At 58.0% G+C, this 16,394-nt stretch carries 13 protein-coding genes; 11 read left to right on the top strand and 2 right to left on the bottom strand.

All coding sequences use genetic code 11. From position 1 onward, the window contains the following. Positions 1-127: 127 nt before the first annotated feature. The 6 genes from ABVF61_RS17985 to phoB all read left to right on the top strand — a co-directional run bounded on the left by ABVF61_RS17985 (position 128) and on the right by phoB (position 6,376). Positions 128-1,165, top strand: coding sequence for a substrate-binding domain-containing protein (locus ABVF61_RS17985; RefSeq protein ID WP_353994912.1), 1,038 nt, complete (start codon positions 128-130; stop codon positions 1,163-1,165). Positions 1,166-1,246: 81 nt separating this feature from the next. Next, positions 1,247-2,719 carry a phosphate ABC transporter permease subunit PstC gene (gene pstC / locus ABVF61_RS17990; RefSeq protein ID WP_353994913.1) on the top strand — a complete coding sequence of 491 codons (1,473 nt, stop codon included), beginning with the start codon at positions 1,247-1,249 and terminating at the stop codon, positions 2,717-2,719. Next, complete coding sequence (gene pstA / locus ABVF61_RS17995; protein ID WP_353994914.1) at positions 2,719-4,068, top strand: phosphate ABC transporter permease PstA; 1,350 nt, start codon at positions 2,719-2,721, stop codon at positions 4,066-4,068. The genes pstC and pstA overlap by 1 nt, the downstream gene beginning before the upstream one ends. 11 nt (positions 4,069-4,079) lie before the next feature. Next, positions 4,080-4,877, top strand: a complete 798-nt coding sequence (pstB, locus tag ABVF61_RS18000) for a phosphate ABC transporter ATP-binding protein PstB (protein ID WP_353994915.1) — start codon at positions 4,080-4,082, stop codon at positions 4,875-4,877. 31 nt (positions 4,878-4,908) lie between these two features. Next, positions 4,909-5,607 (top strand): phosphate signaling complex protein PhoU, encoded by a 699-nt coding sequence (gene phoU, locus ABVF61_RS18005; protein WP_353994916.1) that lies wholly within the window; start codon positions 4,909-4,911, stop codon positions 5,605-5,607. Positions 5,608-5,677: 70 nt separating this feature from the next. Then, positions 5,678-6,376, top strand: coding sequence for a phosphate regulon transcriptional regulator PhoB (gene phoB, locus ABVF61_RS18010; RefSeq protein ID WP_353994917.1), 699 nt, complete (start codon positions 5,678-5,680; stop codon positions 6,374-6,376). A gap of 100 nt (positions 6,377-6,476) precedes the next feature. Here phoB and ABVF61_RS18015 read toward each other — a convergent pair whose 3' ends face one another. Further along, the gene (locus ABVF61_RS18015) at positions 6,477-7,013 is read right to left on the bottom strand and encodes a GcrA family cell cycle regulator (RefSeq protein WP_353994918.1); all 537 of its coding nucleotides are present in this window, start codon (positions 7,011-7,013) and stop codon (positions 6,477-6,479) included. Between the two features lie 527 nt (positions 7,014-7,540). Here ABVF61_RS18015 and ABVF61_RS18020 point away from each other — a divergent pair. The 5 genes from ABVF61_RS18020 (at position 7,541) to ABVF61_RS18040 (ending at position 15,648) form a co-directional block, all read left to right on the top strand. Next, the gene (locus ABVF61_RS18020; RefSeq protein WP_353994919.1) at positions 7,541-8,740 is read left to right on the top strand and encodes an aspartate aminotransferase family protein; all 1,200 of its coding nucleotides are present in this window, start codon (positions 7,541-7,543) and stop codon (positions 8,738-8,740) included. Further along, a complete protein-coding gene (gene argF, locus ABVF61_RS18025; protein ID WP_353994920.1) occupies positions 8,737-9,666 on the top strand; it encodes an ornithine carbamoyltransferase in 930 nt (309 codons plus the stop codon). The genes ABVF61_RS18020 and argF overlap by 4 nt, the downstream gene beginning before the upstream one ends. Positions 9,667-9,678: 12 nt before the next feature. Continuing rightward, positions 9,679-10,653 (top strand): Hsp33 family molecular chaperone, encoded by a 975-nt coding sequence (locus ABVF61_RS18030; protein ID WP_353994921.1) that lies wholly within the window; start codon positions 9,679-9,681, stop codon positions 10,651-10,653. 177 nt (positions 10,654-10,830) lie between these two features. Further along, positions 10,831-12,234, top strand: coding sequence for an efflux RND transporter periplasmic adaptor subunit (locus tag ABVF61_RS18035; RefSeq protein ID WP_353994922.1), 1,404 nt, complete (start codon positions 10,831-10,833; stop codon positions 12,232-12,234). A gap of 12 nt (positions 12,235-12,246) precedes the next feature. Beyond that, positions 12,247-15,648: an efflux RND transporter permease subunit gene (locus tag ABVF61_RS18040; RefSeq protein ID WP_353994923.1), complete on the top strand. Its 3,402-nt coding sequence runs from the start codon at positions 12,247-12,249 to the stop codon at positions 15,646-15,648. Positions 15,649-15,651: 3 nt separating this feature from the next. Here ABVF61_RS18040 and ABVF61_RS18045 read toward each other — a convergent pair whose 3' ends face one another. After that, the gene (locus ABVF61_RS18045; protein ID WP_353994924.1) at positions 15,652-16,293 is read right to left on the bottom strand and encodes an alpha/beta family hydrolase; all 642 of its coding nucleotides are present in this window, start codon (positions 16,291-16,293) and stop codon (positions 15,652-15,654) included. Positions 16,294-16,394: the final 101 nt, after the last annotated feature.

Below are 16,394 nucleotides of genomic sequence, written 5' to 3' on the forward strand. Positions count from 1 at the left end.
ATTGTCACAAAACTGAGAAGAAACTGTCATAGAACTCTCATCCAGCGGGCCTAGTTTCCCGGCATCACACGTGCATCTCGTGTTCGGTGATCCTCTACAAACCTTGACATTCAAAGGGAGTGGTCAAGTGAAATTTACGACCCTCGTAAGCGCAACGGCTCTCGCTGTTGCTTCCACTGCATTCGTTGGCGCAGCTCAGGCTCGTGACCAGGTTCAGGTTGCAGGTTCTTCTACAGTTCTTCCGTACGCTTCCATCGTTGCTGAAGCTTTTGGCGAAAACACCGACTTCCCGACACCTGTCGTTGAGTCCGGTGGTTCTTCCGCAGGCCTGAAGCGCTTCTGTGAAGGTGTTGGCGAAAACACCATCGACGTTGCCAACGCTTCCCGCAAGATCCGCGAAAAAGAAATCAAGGCATGTGCCGAAGCTGGTGTCAAAGACATCATCGAAGTGCGCATCGGCTATGATGGAATCGTGTTCGCGTCTCAAAAAGACGGTCCTGCTTTCACAGCTTTCGAACCGGTTGACGTTTTCAACGCGCTCGGCGCTAAAGTTCTGAAGGACGGCGAGATCGTCGACAACCCTTACAACAAGTGGTCTGAGTTCAACTCTGAACTGCCGGATGTCGACATTGCGGCCTTCATTCCGGGCACAAAGCACGGCACACGTGAAGTCTTCGAAGAGAAGGTTCTGGCTGTTGGTTGTGAAGAGTCCGGTGCCCTGAAGGCAATGATGGATGGTGGCATGTCCGAGGACGATGCTGAAGACGCCTGCATCGCAGTCCGTCGCGACGGCAAGTCCGTTGACATCGACGGTGACTACACCGAGACGCTTGCCCGCATCGACACCAACTCGAACGGCATCGGTGTCTTTGGTCTCGCATTCTATGAGAACAACACCGACAAGCTGAAAGTCGCCACCATGAGCGGCATTGCTCCGTCCACCGAGACGATCGCTTCCGGCGAGTATCCGGTTTCCCGTCCGCTGTACTTCTATATCAAGAAGGCACATATCGGCGTGATCCCGGGCCTGAAAGAGTACGCTCAGTTCTTCATCGCTGACGAAATTGCTGGTCCGCAGGGCCCGCTGGCTCAGTATGGCCTGGTATCCGATCCGGAACTGGCAGCTGTTCAGGCGTCCGTCGCCAACGAAGAGACAATGAAGTAATCGAGCCCTCGCTCGATCGACGGGGCGGCATATTCCGCCGCCCCTTTTCTTTTCGATTTTCGTTTTTATCCGGGGGAGCAAATGCCTTTGTTCTGGCTCATCTTGATCGTGCTTGCCATCGCTGGGGTGGGGTACGTTCTGGGGCGGTCGCGGGCCATGTCCAGTGCTGGGGGAGAGCTGTCAGCTCTGCATTCCCTACCGTCCTATTACGGGGCAAACGTAGCAATGAAGGTGGTTGTCCCTGCCTTTCTGCTCCTCATTGTATGGCTGCTCGCGCAGCCATTTTACGTTAACAACGTCATTTCCGGTATGATCCCTGAAACGTCGATCGCAGAAGGATCGTCCCGCGGGCTTGTTCTTGCCGAGGTACGCCGCGCTGCGAGAGGCCTCGACAACGCTGTTGCAACGGGCGCGATGACCGAGCAATTCGCGCGCAATGCCCGTGCCGACTTCGCGGACATAAGCACGCGTCTCAGAGATGCTGGGCAGATCGTTACATCCGAGATCACGCAGCCGATCCTACGGGCCGCACAGCGGTATCGCATTCTGAATGCGACCGGCAATCTGATCATGTCGATTGCGGTCATTCTGGTCGCACTTTTCGCGGCATTCTGGGCTATCCGGGAAACCAATGCCGAGTTCAGGGCGCGAAACGTCGTTGAACAGGGCGTCAAGGCAATCCTCATTGCGGCGGCGTCTATCGCCATCCTGACCACCATCGGGATCGTGTTGTCTCTGGTGTTCAACACCTGGGAGTTTTTCAGACTATATCCCGCCTCCGACTTCTTCTTCGGCCTGACTTGGTCGCCGAGTTTCTCCGGGCGCGGAAGCTCGTCCCAGCTTGGCATCCTGCCGCTGCTCTGGGGCACCCTCTATATTTCGATCGTCGCGCTCCTCGTTGCCGTCCCGATCGGCCTTTTCGCGGCGGTATACCTGTCCGAATACGCAGGACCCAAGGTGCGCGCCGTCGCCAAGCCGCTGCTTGAGGTGCTGGCCGGTATCCCGACAATCGTTTATGGCCTTTTCGCGCTTCTGACCGTAGGCCCGCTGCTCTTGTCCGTCTTTGGTAATGAGGGCCTCGGAATCATGCAGGCGGGAACGGCGGTCATGACCGCGGGCCTCGTCATGGGTATCATGCTGATCCCGTTTGTGAGCTCGCTGTCGGACGACATCATCAACGCTGTGCCCCAGGCAATGCGCGACGGGTCCTACGGTCTTGGAGCAACCAAGTCCGAAACGGTGCGCCAGGTAATCCTGCCGGCGGCGCTTCCCGGGATCGTGGGTGCGATCCTGCTGGCGGCCTCACGTGCGATCGGTGAAACGATGATCGTGGTCCTCGGTGCCGGTGCGGCTGCGCGCCTCAGCCTCAATCCGTTCGAGGCCATGACAACCGTCACCGCCAAGATCGTCAGTCAGCTGACCGGAGATGCAGACTTTGCGTCGCCTGTCGCGCTGGTTGCCTTCGCGCTTGGCATGACACTCTTCGTGATAACCCTGGGTCTCAATATTGTCGCACTCTATATCGTGCGCAAATACCGGGAGCAGTATGACTGATGACCGACGCAACACTTCCTCCCGAGACATCCGCATCGCCGGCGAAAGCTCCGATGCAGCCGAAGTCGCTCTACGCGCTTGATGATCTGACACGCAAACGCAACGCTGCTGAGAAGCGCTTTCAGGCTTACGGCATTGGAGCGATTGCGATCGGGCTGTTCTTTCTTGTCGTTTTGGCCTACGCGATCATCTCGCAGGGATTTCCGGCTTTCTCGCGCACGGTCGTTGAAGTTGAGTTCACTCTGACGCAGGAACAGTACGACGCTGCCGAAGGCACGCTGTTCAAGACAAGGGCCTACGAGGAAATCTTCATCAATGCGCTGACCGGCCAGCTCCAGGAAAGCGGTATTGAAACACCCGTGGAACCCGAAGCCATCGAGCGCATCGTCGGCAAGCCGGGTGGTACGATCCGCGAGTTTTTCCGGGAAAATGAGGACCAACTGGGCCAACCGGTCAGGTTCGACCTTGCAGCATCCTCAAGGGTAGACGGTTATATGAGCGGTCGTATCACCCGTGAAGGCATGACCGACAGCCGCTTTCTGATGAAATCGGATCTGGACGTCGTTGATAATCTTGTCGAGGCTGGCGTCATCAAGACCGTTTTTAACTGGCCTTTCATCACCGGTGCGGACGCCGGTGTGGACAATGCCGCAGCGGCGGGCATCGGCGCTTCGGTGATCGGGTCTTTCTTCATGATGCTGGTGGTTCTGTTTTTGTCGCTTCCGATAGGCGTGGCCGCCTCCATCTATCTTGAAGAATTCGCACCGCAGAACAGGTTCACGGATCTGATTGAGGTGAATATCTCGAACCTGGCGGCCGTTCCTTCTATCGTTTTCGGTATTCTGGGTCTGGCGGTCTTCATCCAGTTCATGCATTTGCCTCAATCTGCGCCGCTGGTCGGCGGCTTGGTCCTGACGCTGATGACGCTGCCGACGATCATTATCTCCACGCGCGCTTCGCTGAAGGCGGTTCCGCCAAGCATCCGGGACGCAGCACTCGGTGTTGGCGCTTCCAAGATGCAGGCGATCTTCCATCACGTGCTGCCGCTGGCGATGCCCGGCATTCTGACCGGAACCATTATCGGGCTGGCACAGGCACTGGGCGAAACGGCACCGCTGCTTCTGATCGGTATGGTCGGGTTCGTCGCGCGCGGTTACCCGGATGGCTTCATCGCCGGCTTCACCGAGCCGAATTCGGCAATGCCTGCACAGATCTACACCTGGGCGGCGCGGTCCGATCTCGCGTTTACTGAGAAAGCTTGGGGTGGAATTATCGTCCTCCTGATCTTCCTCCTCTCAATGAACATTCTCGCGATCATCCTGCGCCGCAGGTTTGAACGCCGCTGGTAAGGATTGATGCGATGAACGAGATGCCGAGTATTGAACAGGCGAACGAAATGACCGAGAGCAAAATATCCGCAAACAAGGTTCAGGTCTTTTATGGCGATACACATGCCATCAAGGACGTGGACATTGAAATCCAACCGCGTTCGGTGACGTCTTTCATCGGCCCGTCCGGCTGCGGCAAGTCGACCTTCCTGCGCACGATCAACCGCATGAACGACACGATTGATATCTGCCGCGTGGAAGGATCGATCAAGATCGACAACGAAGATATCTACGACCCCAAAGTCGATCCGGTGCAGCTTCGGGCGAAGGTCGGGATGGTTTTCCAGAAACCGAACCCGTTCCCGAAGTCGATCTACGACAACATCGCCTATGGTCCGCGTATCCACGGTCTCGCCCGCAATAAGGCGGAACTCGACGACATAGTGTCCTCGAGCCTCCAGAAAGCCGGCCTTTGGGAAGAGGTGAAAAATCGTCTGGACGAGCCCGGAACGGGAATGTCCGGTGGGCAGCAGCAACGTCTGTGCATCGCGCGCGCCATTGCGGTCAGCCCGGAAGTGATCCTGATGGACGAACCTTGCTCGGCCCTTGACCCGATTGCCACGGCAAAGGTCGAGGAGTTGATCGATGAGCTGCGTGAGAATTACACCATTGTCATCGTGACGCATTCCATGCAGCAGGCGGCGCGTGTTTCTCAGCGTACAGCTTTTTTCCACCTGGGTATTCTGGTTGAAGAAGGTCCGACGGAGGACATCTTCACAAATCCGAAAGACAAGCGCACTCAGGATTACATTACTGGCCGCTTCGGCTAAGCGGTTTTCCGAAATCGGAAAGGGACACAGGATGTCTGAACACATTGTCTCGGCATATGACGAGGAACTGACGGAAATGGCCGGTAAGGTCGCCGAAATGGGTGGCCTCGCGGAACGCGCCTTTGCCGACGCGGTCGCAGCTCTTGTTTCTCAGGATCACGAACTCGCCAAGACCACTGTCGCAAACGACGAACGGCTCGATACGCTGCACCAGGCGGTTGAGGCAAAATTGATCGAAATGATCGCGCGCCGTCAGCCCATGGGGCAGGACCTTCGCGAAATCACCGCGGCAAGCCGCATCGCCAACGATCTTGAGCGAGTTGGTGATCTGGCGAAAAACGTCGCCAAGCGCGCGATTGCGATCGACAGCAATCTGCAATCGAAGAAGCTGGCGATCGGCGTTGAACACATGACGGAACTCGCGCTCGGCCAGCTAAAGCTGGTACTCGACGCCTACACGCAACGCGACGCGGAAGCAGCTCGCCGGGTGCAGGAGGCCGATGCTGAAGTCGACGCCATCTACACGTCCCTGTTCCGTGAACTGCTGACTTATATGATGGAAGATCCGCGCGTGATCACTCAATGCGTGCACCTGTTGTTCTGCGCCAAGAACATCGAGCGCATCGGTGACCATGCAACCAATATTGCGGAAAACGTCTACTACATGGTCACCGGCGAACGGCTTCCCGAAGACCGTGAAAAGCTTGATGAAACAACAAGTGCTGGCTAAGCACTGAAAGACTGCGGGACTCTTTCGGCCGGCATGCGTGTGCCGGCCGGTAATATCGGAGCGTGAACGAATGCCGAAAGTGCTGATCGTTGAAGACGAAGAACCGCTCAGCCTTCTCTTGAGATACAATTTGGAAGCGGAAGGGTACCAGGTCGAATCCTGTGTCCGTGGAGACGAAGCCGAAATCCGCCTGCGGGAGAGCCTGCCGGATCTGCTCCTGCTGGACTGGATGCTTCCCGGGCTCTCCGGAATTGAACTGTGCCGGCGCCTGCGGGCACGGGAAGACACCGAACGTTTGCCGATCATTATGCTCACGGCGCGCGGCGAGGAAGCAGAACGTATCCGCGGTCTGTCGACTGGTGCCGATGACTATGTCGTAAAGCCTTTTTCGGTCCCCGAGCTCATGGCAAGGGTGCGCGCAATCCTGCGCCGAGCGAGTCCGGAAGTCGTCTCCACGATGCTCAGGTCCGGTGACATTGAACTCGACCGTGAAACCCACCGTGTTCGCCGTAACACCAAGGAAATACACCTGGGGCCGACCGAGTTCCGGCTTCTTGAGTTCCTGATGACTTCCCCGGGCCGCGTGTTCTCGCGTGAACAGCTTCTGGACGGTGTCTGGGGTCACGATGTTTATGTCGATGAACGTACGGTGGATGTTCATGTTGGCAGGCTGCGCAAGGCGCTCAACAAGGGCAAGGCGAAGGATCCGATCCGGACCGTGCGTGGCGCAGGCTACGCCTTCAATGACCAGTTCTCGATTGCCAGCTGACAGGTTCTCGCGGGCAATACTTAACCGAAACCCGACGGACTTTTTGTCCAAAACAAAAAACCCGCCACAAAGGCGGGTTTTTCAATGGTTGAGGAAAATATCAGGAGGCCTGCGCAACCGTCTTTCGCTCGCGGCGCCGGTCAGCAACAGGCTGATAAGCGATCTTGCAGTGATATGCACAATAAGGAACGCCAGCATCGGAAACGCGGCCACAGAAATAGAAATCGTCCGTCGCAGGATCACCGATCGGCCACTTACAGGTCCGCTCAGTCAGCGTAAGGATCGTTGCGCGCTGAGAAATCGGAATGACCATCTCGGGCATGGGTTCCAACTCAGGCTTGATATCAGCGACAGGTGCAGGTGACGTGTCCACCTTGAGTGCCGTAGCTCCGATCATCTGCGGTTGCTGCACAGGTTTCTTTGGTGCTGCTCCTGCAGCGGGGCTGGCGGTGCGCGGCCGGCGCGGCTTTGCGCTGGAACTTGAGGTCTTTGCACGTCCGGAAAGCCCGAGCCGGTGCACCTTGCCGATCACGGCGTTGCGGGTCACACCCCCGAGTTCGCCTGCGATCTGACTTGCACTCAGGCCTTCGCTCCAAAGTTTCTTGAGCAGTTCAACCCGTTCGTTCGTCCAACTCATTGCCCGCACCCTTTAGTTCGGCCATTTGGCCATTAACCTCGTGTCAGACATGCTCTAGCATGCCTAATTTTGGCATATCTTGTGCCTCTTGGTGATGTGCCGCACGAGATCTCGTGTTTGATGAGCCAGAGGTTACAATAACGTTAATTTGTGAGGCAACCGCTTCACCCAAACCAGTTGGGGATGAGCGGACTTTTCCCCAGTTATGGTAAGGCCTTCCAGCGTTTCACGAAACGTGACTTTAAGTGCCGGCAGCAGCATTTCCATTGACAGCCAACGGTACGCGCGGTGTATAAGCATCTTGCGACGTGCCGCCTCATCGGGGCGGCACGTTGCGTTTTGGCTTGTCCGCACTCGTGAAGCGCACCGGATCAAACGGGCTCGTTTCCCGGGCAAGTGCCGCAACAGGAAACGGGAAATATCGGCCTGGGCGGTTTGGCGTTCGAGCTTGATCGATGACACCATGTAGAGAGCATTTCACCTGCCTTCAAAAGGAGGCTGGGTGCTCTGAGGAGTAAAAAGAGGTTATGTCCGCGACTGCGCTGTTTGGAAACTATGCAAGATCAAATCTGACATTTGATCATGGGGAAGGTGTCTGGCTGGTTACCAAGGACGGCCGACGATTCCTCGATTGCGGTTCCGGCATCGCAGTGAATTCCTGCGGGCACGGCCATCCGCATCTGGTCAAGACGCTTCAGGAGCAGGCAGCCAAACTCTGGCACGTCTCCAACCTTCATCAGATCCCGGACGGCGAACGTCTGGCACAGCGCCTCGTTGAGGCGACATTTGCCGACAGGGTGCTGTTTGTAAATTCGGGTGCAGAGGCGATGGAAGCTGCGATTAAATGCGCGCGGCGGTATCACTATGACAACAACGAACCCGATCGCTATCAGATCGTGACCTTCGAGGGAGCGTTCCACGGCCGGACCCTTGGAACGATTGCGGCCGGCGGCCAGGCGAAATACCTGGAAGGGTTTGGTCCCAAGGCACCGGGTTTCGACCAGGTCCCGGCAGGAGACCTGGATGCGCTCAAGGCGGTCATAGGCCCGCACACGGCGGCGCTTGCAATTGAACCGATCCAGGGTGAAGGCGGCATTCGTGAAATCCAACCGGAATTCCTGCGCGCGCTGAGGCAGCTTTGCGACGACAACGGCATCTTGCTGATCTTCGACGAGATCCAGACGGGTGTTGGACGCACTGGAAAACTCTTCGCCTACCAATGGGCCGGTGTGAGCCCGGACATCATGGCCGTCGCAAAGGGCATCGGTGGCGGCTTTCCAATGGGAGCGTGCCTAGCAACCGAGCGAACCGCTTCGGCTCTCGCTCCCGGGACCCATGGCACCACCTTCGGCGGCAACCCGCTGGCCATGACGGTTGGCAATGCGGTCCTTGATGTTGTTTTGGCGGACGGGTTTCTCGAAGAGGTGCAGAAAAAGGGCCTCAGCTTCAAGCAGAAACTGGCAGGGCTCGTCGACAGCCACCCAAAGGTACTGGATCAGGTGCGCGGCACGGGTCTCATGCTGGGGCTCAGATGCGTTGTGCCGGCAGCGGAATACGTGTCCGCGGCGCGAGACGCTGGACTGCTGGCCGTTCCAGCTGGTGACAACGTCGTGCGTATCATGCCGCCTTTGACAATGACCGAAGACGAAATCTCTGTGGCACTGGAACGCCTGGAGCAGGCAGCGATCGCGGTTGAGGCAAAGCTTGTGGAAGGAGCGGCCGAATGACTGCCAACGCCGCTTACCGGAACTTTCTGGACCTCACCGACTTCGAGGGAGATGAACTGCGCGCTATTCTGGATACAGCGCGCAGGATCAAGGCGTCGCGAAACGGTGTCCGCCGGGGCGAGGGACCGCTCGCCGGCAAGATACTTGCGATGATTTTTGAACAGCCTTCCACCCGTACGCGGATTTCGTTCGATGTCGGAATGCGCGAGCTTGGCGGTGAGACGCTGATGCTCACCGGCGCGGAAATGCAGCTTGGCCGTGGTGAAAGCATTGGTGACACGGCCAAGGTCCTGTCGCGGTTTGTTGATGCCATCATGATCCGCATTCTCGATCATGGCGAATTGAACGAGCTTGCCGAGCACGCGACTGTCCCGGTGATCAACGGGCTCACGAAAGTCTCGCATCCCTGTCAGATAATGGCGGACCTGATGACCTTCGAAGAGCATCGCGGGTCAATCAGCGGCAAAAGCATTGCCTGGACCGGCGACAGCAACAATGTGCTGGCGTCCTGGGTACACGCCGCGCCACGACTGGACTTCGAAATGCGGATCGCGACGCCGGGCGAACTGGCGCCGCCCCAGGAGCTGATCGACACGGCTCGCGCAAAGGGTGGTTCCATTTTGGTCACGACAGACCCATATGAGGCGGTCAAGGGAACCGATTGCGTGATTACGGATTGCTGGGTGTCCATGGGCGACGACGATTCACAGTCCCGTCACAACCTCCTCAGCACGTACCAGGTAAACAATCGTCTGATGGCCGAGGCAAACAGCGACGCTATCTTTATGCATTGTCTTCCGGCGCATCGCGGCGAGGAGGTTACCTCCGAAGTCATGGATGGTCCCAATTCCGTGGTTTTTGACGAAGCCGAGAACAGGCTCCATGCCCAAAAGGGCATTCTTGCCTGGTGTTTCGGCAAAGGTTGAGGCATAGCCGACGTGGCACTGAATCTTGAAGAACTGGGTATCGCGCCCGCAGGGCTGGACGCTGTCCGGCCCTTTGCCGTGGAAGAACTGGATGTACGTGGCCGGGCGGTCGCGTTCGGTCCTGTTCTGGAGAGCATTCTGGGACGGCATGACTATCCCGAACCGGTTTCCCGCCTGCTTGCGGAAGCAATTGTGCTCACGGGCTTGCTTGGAACGTCGCTGAAGTTCGACGGTCGTTTCACCCTGCAGACCCAAACCGAGGGTCCGGTATCGATGCTGGTCGTCGATTTCGCATCCCCCGATGCGATCCGCGCCTGCGCGACATTCGACGCTGACCGCGTAGAAACCCTGGCGAAGGCAGGCAAGGCAACGCCGGAGGCATTGCTGGGGCACGGACACCTGGCCATGACCATTGATCAGGGCCAGCACATGCAGCGATATCAGGGCTTGGTGGAGCTCGATGGCATATCGCTGGAAGAAGTAGCGCGCCGTTACTTCGAACGCTCAGAGCAGATTCCGACCGAGATCCGCCTTGGTGTCGGCGAGCTCTATACGCGCCGAGAAGGTGAGGGCCATGCCAAAACCTGGACAGCTGGCGGTATTTTGATCCAGTTCTTGCCGGAAGCACCTGAGCGCTTGCGTCAGGCGGACATCGATCCGGGAGACGCTCCGGAAGGAACGCTGCCGCATGAGGTCGAGGAAGATGACGCCTGGGTGGAGGCAAAGTTTCTGGTCGACACCGTAAAGGATGTCGAGCTGACCGATCCGGAAGTCAGTGTCGAAATGCTGCTGTTCCGGTTGTTCCACGAACGCGGCGTGCGCCTGTTCGACGCGCAGCCCCTGTCAGACAAATGCCGTTGTTCACGGGAAAAAATCGAAGGTGTTCTTGCCGGGTTCCGGGAAGACGAAATCGCGGACATGACCGTGGATGGCAAGATCGTTGTGACCTGCGAGTTCTGTAATGCCAAATACGAATTTGAGGCGTGATTGCGTCAAAATTCGCGATTTTGGCTGTTCAGACATATTCCGTTACAATTTTCAGGGTGCGTTTTGGCACTTCGGGACGTATCCGGGTCTTGAATTTCGCAGTGCGAAGTAAATCTTATCCCCATGCATGATAGTCTTTAGCCCGAACAATATTTGGTAGCCCCGGAACGCTGAAACATGTTGCAGTCTTTGCCTCAGGACTCCGGAAACAAACCGGTCTCTGAAGTCCTTCCACCCGTCGATCCGCAATCTGGCGGCGGATGGAAGCGGGCTATGCTCATTCTCAAAGCGCTGCTGCAGGCGCTGATTGCGTTCGCCATATTGCTCGGTGCCTTCCAGGGACTGAAGACCCTGGTCGCGACGAAGCCCGAGGTTCCCAAGCGCCCTATCGTGGAACGCAGCTACGCCGTCGAGACGGCAACGCTTGAAAAGGGAAGTTTCGCGCCGGATATCAATGTCTTTGGCGAAACGACTGCGGGCCGTGAAGTTGAATTGCGGGCACTTGTCGCTGGGGAAGTAACCGAGGCGCATCCGAATCTCAAGGCAGGCGGGCACATCTCACAGGGCGATGTTCTTCTTGCCATCGACCGCTTTGACTACGAGGGCGCGGTGACCGAGGCTGAGGCCAATCTTGCCGAAGCGCGCGCGGGCCTCGTGGAGAGCGAAGGCCGCGTCGAACTTGAAAAAGCCAATGTTGTCCGAGCACGGGAACAGCTTGATTTCGCACAGCGGGATCTGGAGCGCGCGGAGGAATTGATTGGACGGGGCGCGGTAACGGAAAGAACTGTTGATGACCGGCGCCTGCTTGTCTCGCAGCGCCAGCAGGCAGTTGAGCAGCGTCAGAACTCGCTCGCCCTTGAAGAAGCCAAGGTTGTCCAGCAGACCGCGACGCTCAAACGTCTCCAATGGGGACTTGAAAACGCAAATCGCCAGCTGGACAACACAGTGCTGCGCGCGCCCTTCGATGCGATTGTGCGCACGGAAGCTGCCGAACCGGGACGCCTGGTCAGTGTCAACGACGCGGTTGTTTCGCTTTACAGCAGCGACGAGTTCGAGGTGCGCTTTACGCTCTCCGACAACCAGTATGGGCGCTTGCTTGCCGACAGCGGAACGGTCGTAGGCCGGCCGGTGGAAGTGACCTGGTATCTCGGCAACAAGGCTGTCTCCTATCCGGCGACCGTGAGCCGGATCGGCGCGGATGTTGCCAGCACGCGCGGCGGTGTCGAAGTGATCGCCGTGATCGACAGCGCGGACGCGGCCGTTCCTCTTCGCCCCGGTGCCTTTGTAGAAGTGACCCTGCCGGACCGGACCTATCCCGACAGTTTCCGAATTCCGGAGACCGCGTATTACGGTGGAGGGACGGTCTATGTCGTCGTCGACGACAGGCTAGAGCCGCGCGAAGTTGATGCTCTTGCGATCGATGACGGCTTCATACTCGTCAGCGGCGACCTGCAACCGGGCGAAACCCTGCTGACCACCCGGATACCCGAAGCCGGGGCCGGATTGCTGGTCAATGATGTGACAGGCGCGGCAGCGGCTGGCACGCAGTCAGCCGCCGGTCCCAGTGCAAAAGCCGAATAGCGAGGCTGTTCGATGAGAAACATTCGCTCCCGTGGTTTCCTTGAGTTGATCGTTCGCCATGCGAATGCCGCCAATCTGATCATGGTCGTGATGGTCCTGTTCGGCGCTTATGGACTCGCCAAGTTGAACACGCAGTTCTTCCCGACGATCAAGACGGATCGGATCTCTGTTTCGATCGCGTGGCCTGGCGCGAGTGCGGAGGACGTTGCCTCCAACATCCTGGAAGTGATCGAACCGGAGTTGCGGTTTATCGACGGGCTCGACGAGATCGTCTCCTACGGCCGCGAGGGCGCGGCATCGGTCCAGATGGAATTCATCGAAGGCACCGATATGCAAAAGGCGCTTTCCGATGTTGAGCAGGCGGTGTCCGGTGTCACCACTCTGCCACTCGATTCAGAAACCCCGGTCATATCCGCTTCCACATTCACAGATGGTGTTGCGACAATTGCCTTGCGCGGACCATTCTCGGAACAGGCGCTCAAAGTGTTCGCCCGTCAGATGCGGGACGATCTTTTGTCCAGGGGGATCGACAAGGTCGAATTGTCCGGGTTCCGCGCGCCGGAGTATCTGGTTGAGATCCCTGAACGGGAACTCCGCCGCTTGGATCTGACCATCTCCGATGTCGCCGGTCAGATTGCCGGCAACACGATAGATTTGCCCGCCGGCAATCTGGATGGTGCCGTCGAGCGGCAGATCCGGGCGTTGTCGGAAGAGCGGTCGCCGGAAGCCGTCGGACGCGTCGAAGTCAAGTCCTTTGCATCGGGTGAAAAAACGATCGTAGACGACATTGGCACTGTCGTCCGGGATTTTGACTCGAACGAAAATCAGGGTTTTTCCAATGGAACCCGGGCGATTGAACTGCAGATCCTGCGCACGGAAATGACCGACACCCTGAAGGCGGCACAGATTGTCGACGACTATCTTGCCGAAGTGTCTCTGCAGCTGCCTCAATCCCTTCAAATACTGAAATACGATGTGCGTGCCGACGCTGTGAAAGGCAGGATTACGCTCCTGGTTGAAAACGGACTGACAGGTCTGGTTCTGGTGGTTGCGATCCTGTTTCTGTTCCTGAATGCAAGGATCGCGCTTTGGGTCGCGGCAGGTATTCCCGTTGCGATGATGGCGACGCTCGGGATCATGTGGCTGATGGGTGAGAGCATTAACATGATCTCCATGTTTGCGCTCATCATGATGCTGGGTGTCATCGTCGATGATGCGATTGTCGTGGGTGAACACACGGCGACGCGCCGAAGCATGGGCGATGATCCGAACGAAGCTGCGATCAACGGTGCAACCACCATGCTGGCGCCGATCTTCGCGGCAAGTCTTACGACCATTGCCGCGTTCTTACCGATCCTGTTGATCGGCGATGTGCTCGGACAGATCATGGGCACCTTGCCAGTCGTCGTCGTCGCGGTTGTTATCGCGTCCTTGATCGAGTGCTTTCTTGTGCTCCCCGGCCACTTGTCTCACGCGCTCGGCAAGCAACCGGGCTGGAGTTGGTGGCGCGTCGTCCTGGTCGCTGGCATACCGGCGTTTTTCCTGAGCGCACTGGTGGCCCAGCCAGACATCTCCGTGCCGCCCTATCTTGATGTTGTCGACGATCCGCTGAGGGCTCTGAGGGACTCAGTCGGGGTGGTCGTGTTTGAGATGATCATCATCTGCCTTTGCTTTTCAGCGGCACTTGCATTTGAAAGCCTGCTCATGGTCCTGCGCCGGAAGAAGCAGCGTCGCGACGATCCGGATCGACCGGGCTGGTTCCGCCGCGGCTTTGACAATGGCTTCGGTTGGATACGTGACTACCCGTTCCGCGCGTTCGTCTCTGTGGCCGTGCATTGGCGCTATGCGACGCTTGCTGTCGCCATTGCAGCCATGATCCTTGCGGTTGGTCTCGTCCGTGGCGGCCGTGTAGGCTTCACCTTCTTTCCCTCGCCCGAGGCTGAAAACCTGACGGCGTCCATCTTCTTCAATGCCGGCATACCGGAAGCTGAGGCAATCGCCGGCATTGGCCGGATTGAACAGGCGTTGAAGGACGCGGAAGCCGGCCTGACCCGCGAGAATGGCGAAACGCTGGTGGTGGCCTCTTATGCGACGCTTGGGCAGGCGGGAAACAATCGGGGCGATAACGTTGCGAACATCACCGTTCAGCTGAGCCGCTCGGAGGAGCGCACGGTTCGAACGCCTGAAATCGTCAGGGCCTGGCGCGCCGCGTTGCCTGCCATACCTGGGACATCGCGCATTGCCGTTGCTGAACGCAGGGGCGGGCCTCCCGGGCGTGATCTGGATATCCGCCTGACCGGAGCGCCCTTGAATGACCTGAAGGCGGCGGCTGAGAAACTTCAGGAAGAACTGTCGGCTTTCCCGGGCACCAGTGCCGTTGAAGATGATCTGCCTTTTGGAAAACCGGAGCTTCTCGTAGAGCTGACACCAAGGGGCCGTGCGCTCGGCTTCACGGTAGAAACTGCGGCGCGGCAAATCCGTAATGCGTTTGAAGGCAATATTGCCCGGCGTTTTGCGGAAGGCGATGAAGAAGTCTCGGTGAGGGTCAAGCAGGTTTTCGATGCCGACGGTTCTGCGGCCCTGCGTCAATTGTCGCTGCGAACGCCGGCTGGTGATTTCGTACCCTTGACGGAAGTAGTCGACCTCACGGACGCGCAAGGGTTTTCTGTCATTCTGCGCAGGGACGGTCGGACAGTGGTCACGGTTGTTGCCGATGTCGACAGCACGATTACATCAAATAATGAGATCATCGCGGAATTGAACAAGGAGTTCCTGCCGGAACTGGCGCAGACCTACGGTCTTGAATACTCGTTCGCCGGCAGGGCAGAAGAACAGTCGAATGCATTTTCCGACCTATTGACGGGCATTTTGATGGCCGTCGCCGGGATCTACATCATCCTTGCTGCAATCTTTGCAAGCTATTCGCGGCCGATCGTTGTGATGTCGATCATTCCATTCGGCATCGTCGGTGCGATTGCCGGCCATTATCTGATGGGCTTCAACCTGACCATCTTGAGCATGATCGGACTTTTGGGCCTCGCCGGGATCCTGGTCAACAACTCCATCATTCTCGTTGCGCGCTTTGAAGAACGTCTGGCCGCGGGCGAGGCCATGGATGCAGCTGCCATAGGTTCCAGTTGTGATCGCCTGCGAGCTGTTCTGCTGACCTCTATGACCACGATTGGCGGTCTGCTGCCCTTGATGTTCGAAACGAGCCTTCAGGCCCAGTTCCTTTTGCCCATGGCGATCACAATCGTATTCGGTCTGGCAACGGCGACCGCGCTGGTGCTCGTGCTTGTCCCGGCACTGATTATGATCGGGGACGACATCGGGAGGATCATCTTCCTCAAAAATAGACAGCCACGCACGCCCTCGGCAGCTGCAACCGGTCAAAGTGTGACGCCGGCAGAATAGACTTCAAAGCGATGCGGCGAACGTAGCCGTCGTCCGGGCCGCGATATCGATGTTTCCGTCGAGCGTAGCAGGAGATTTACCGCGCGGACCGAAATCGTGATTTCCGTCTTCAAGATAGGCGAGCGAAACGTGGCCCGGCAGCGATATCTCGTCGAGCTCGGGTTTTGAGCCAAACGGATCCCTGTCGCCCTGCAGGATGAGAACCGGTCGCTTGGTTTCTTCCAGTGGCGCCATCCTCCAGGCTGCATCCGGTTTGCCGGTGGGGTGGAACGGATAACCGTAACAGCAGACACCGCCGACCCGCGAGGGCAGGGATCCCCCGCCGCCCAGCATAGCCGCAACGCGCCCGCCCATGGACTTGCCGCCCAGAAGGATCGGGCCACCGGTCACGGGTAACAATGCCTGCAGAGCAGTTTGGAACTCAGCGATCAGCTTTTCCGCGCGCGGGGGCGGTCGCTTGCTGCCGCCAGTCCGCCGTCCGGCCATATAAGCAAACTCGAACCGTGCCACGGCAACGCCGTGTTCACAAAGCGCGTTTGCGAGCTTTTCCATGAATGTGGAATCCATTGGTGCGCCGGCGCCGTGAGCCAACAAAAGCGTGGCAACAGGTGTGGTGCCGGGTTGTGTCCAGAGAAAGTCGTTCATGGTGATGTGATCTGTCGCAGCTTCAATTTCTGTCGTGCGGGCTATAATTTGCCGTAGGTTGTCCCATTTTACGGGCCAGGGATGGCTACAGGGTTGGATCG

It is taken from the genome of Roseibium sp. HPY-6 (genome assembly GCF_040530035.1).
Classification (GTDB): domain Bacteria; phylum Pseudomonadota; class Alphaproteobacteria; order Rhizobiales; family Stappiaceae; genus Roseibium.

Bases quoted from the DNA above. Each gene is read 5' to 3' on its own strand.
- ABVF61_RS18040 (WP_353994923.1), top strand. From the start codon at position 12,247: ATGAGAAACATTCGCTCCCGTGGTTTCCTTGAGTTGATCGTTCGCCAT.
- ABVF61_RS18035 (WP_353994922.1), top strand. From the start codon at position 10,831: ATGTTGCAGTCTTTGCCTCAGGACTCCGGAAACAAACCGGTCTCTGAA.
- ABVF61_RS18020 (WP_353994919.1), top strand. From the start codon at position 7,541: ATGTCCGCGACTGCGCTGTTTGGAAACTATGCAAGATCAAATCTGACA.
- pstC (WP_353994913.1), top strand. From the start codon at position 1,247: ATGCCTTTGTTCTGGCTCATCTTGATCGTGCTTGCCATCGCTGGGGTG.
- phoU (WP_353994916.1), top strand. From the start codon at position 4,909: ATGTCTGAACACATTGTCTCGGCATATGACGAGGAACTGACGGAAATG.
- pstB (WP_353994915.1), top strand. From the start codon at position 4,080: ATGAACGAGATGCCGAGTATTGAACAGGCGAACGAAATGACCGAGAGC.
- ABVF61_RS18015 (WP_353994918.1), bottom strand. From the start codon at position 7,013: ATGAGTTGGACGAACGAACGGGTTGAACTGCTCAAGAAACTTTGGAGC.
- pstA (WP_353994914.1), top strand. From the start codon at position 2,719: ATGACCGACGCAACACTTCCTCCCGAGACATCCGCATCGCCGGCGAAA.
- phoB (WP_353994917.1), top strand. From the start codon at position 5,678: ATGCCGAAAGTGCTGATCGTTGAAGACGAAGAACCGCTCAGCCTTCTC.
- ABVF61_RS18045 (WP_353994924.1), bottom strand. From the start codon at position 16,293: ATGAACGACTTTCTCTGGACACAACCCGGCACCACACCTGTTGCCACG.
- argF (WP_353994920.1), top strand. From the start codon at position 8,737: ATGACTGCCAACGCCGCTTACCGGAACTTTCTGGACCTCACCGACTTC.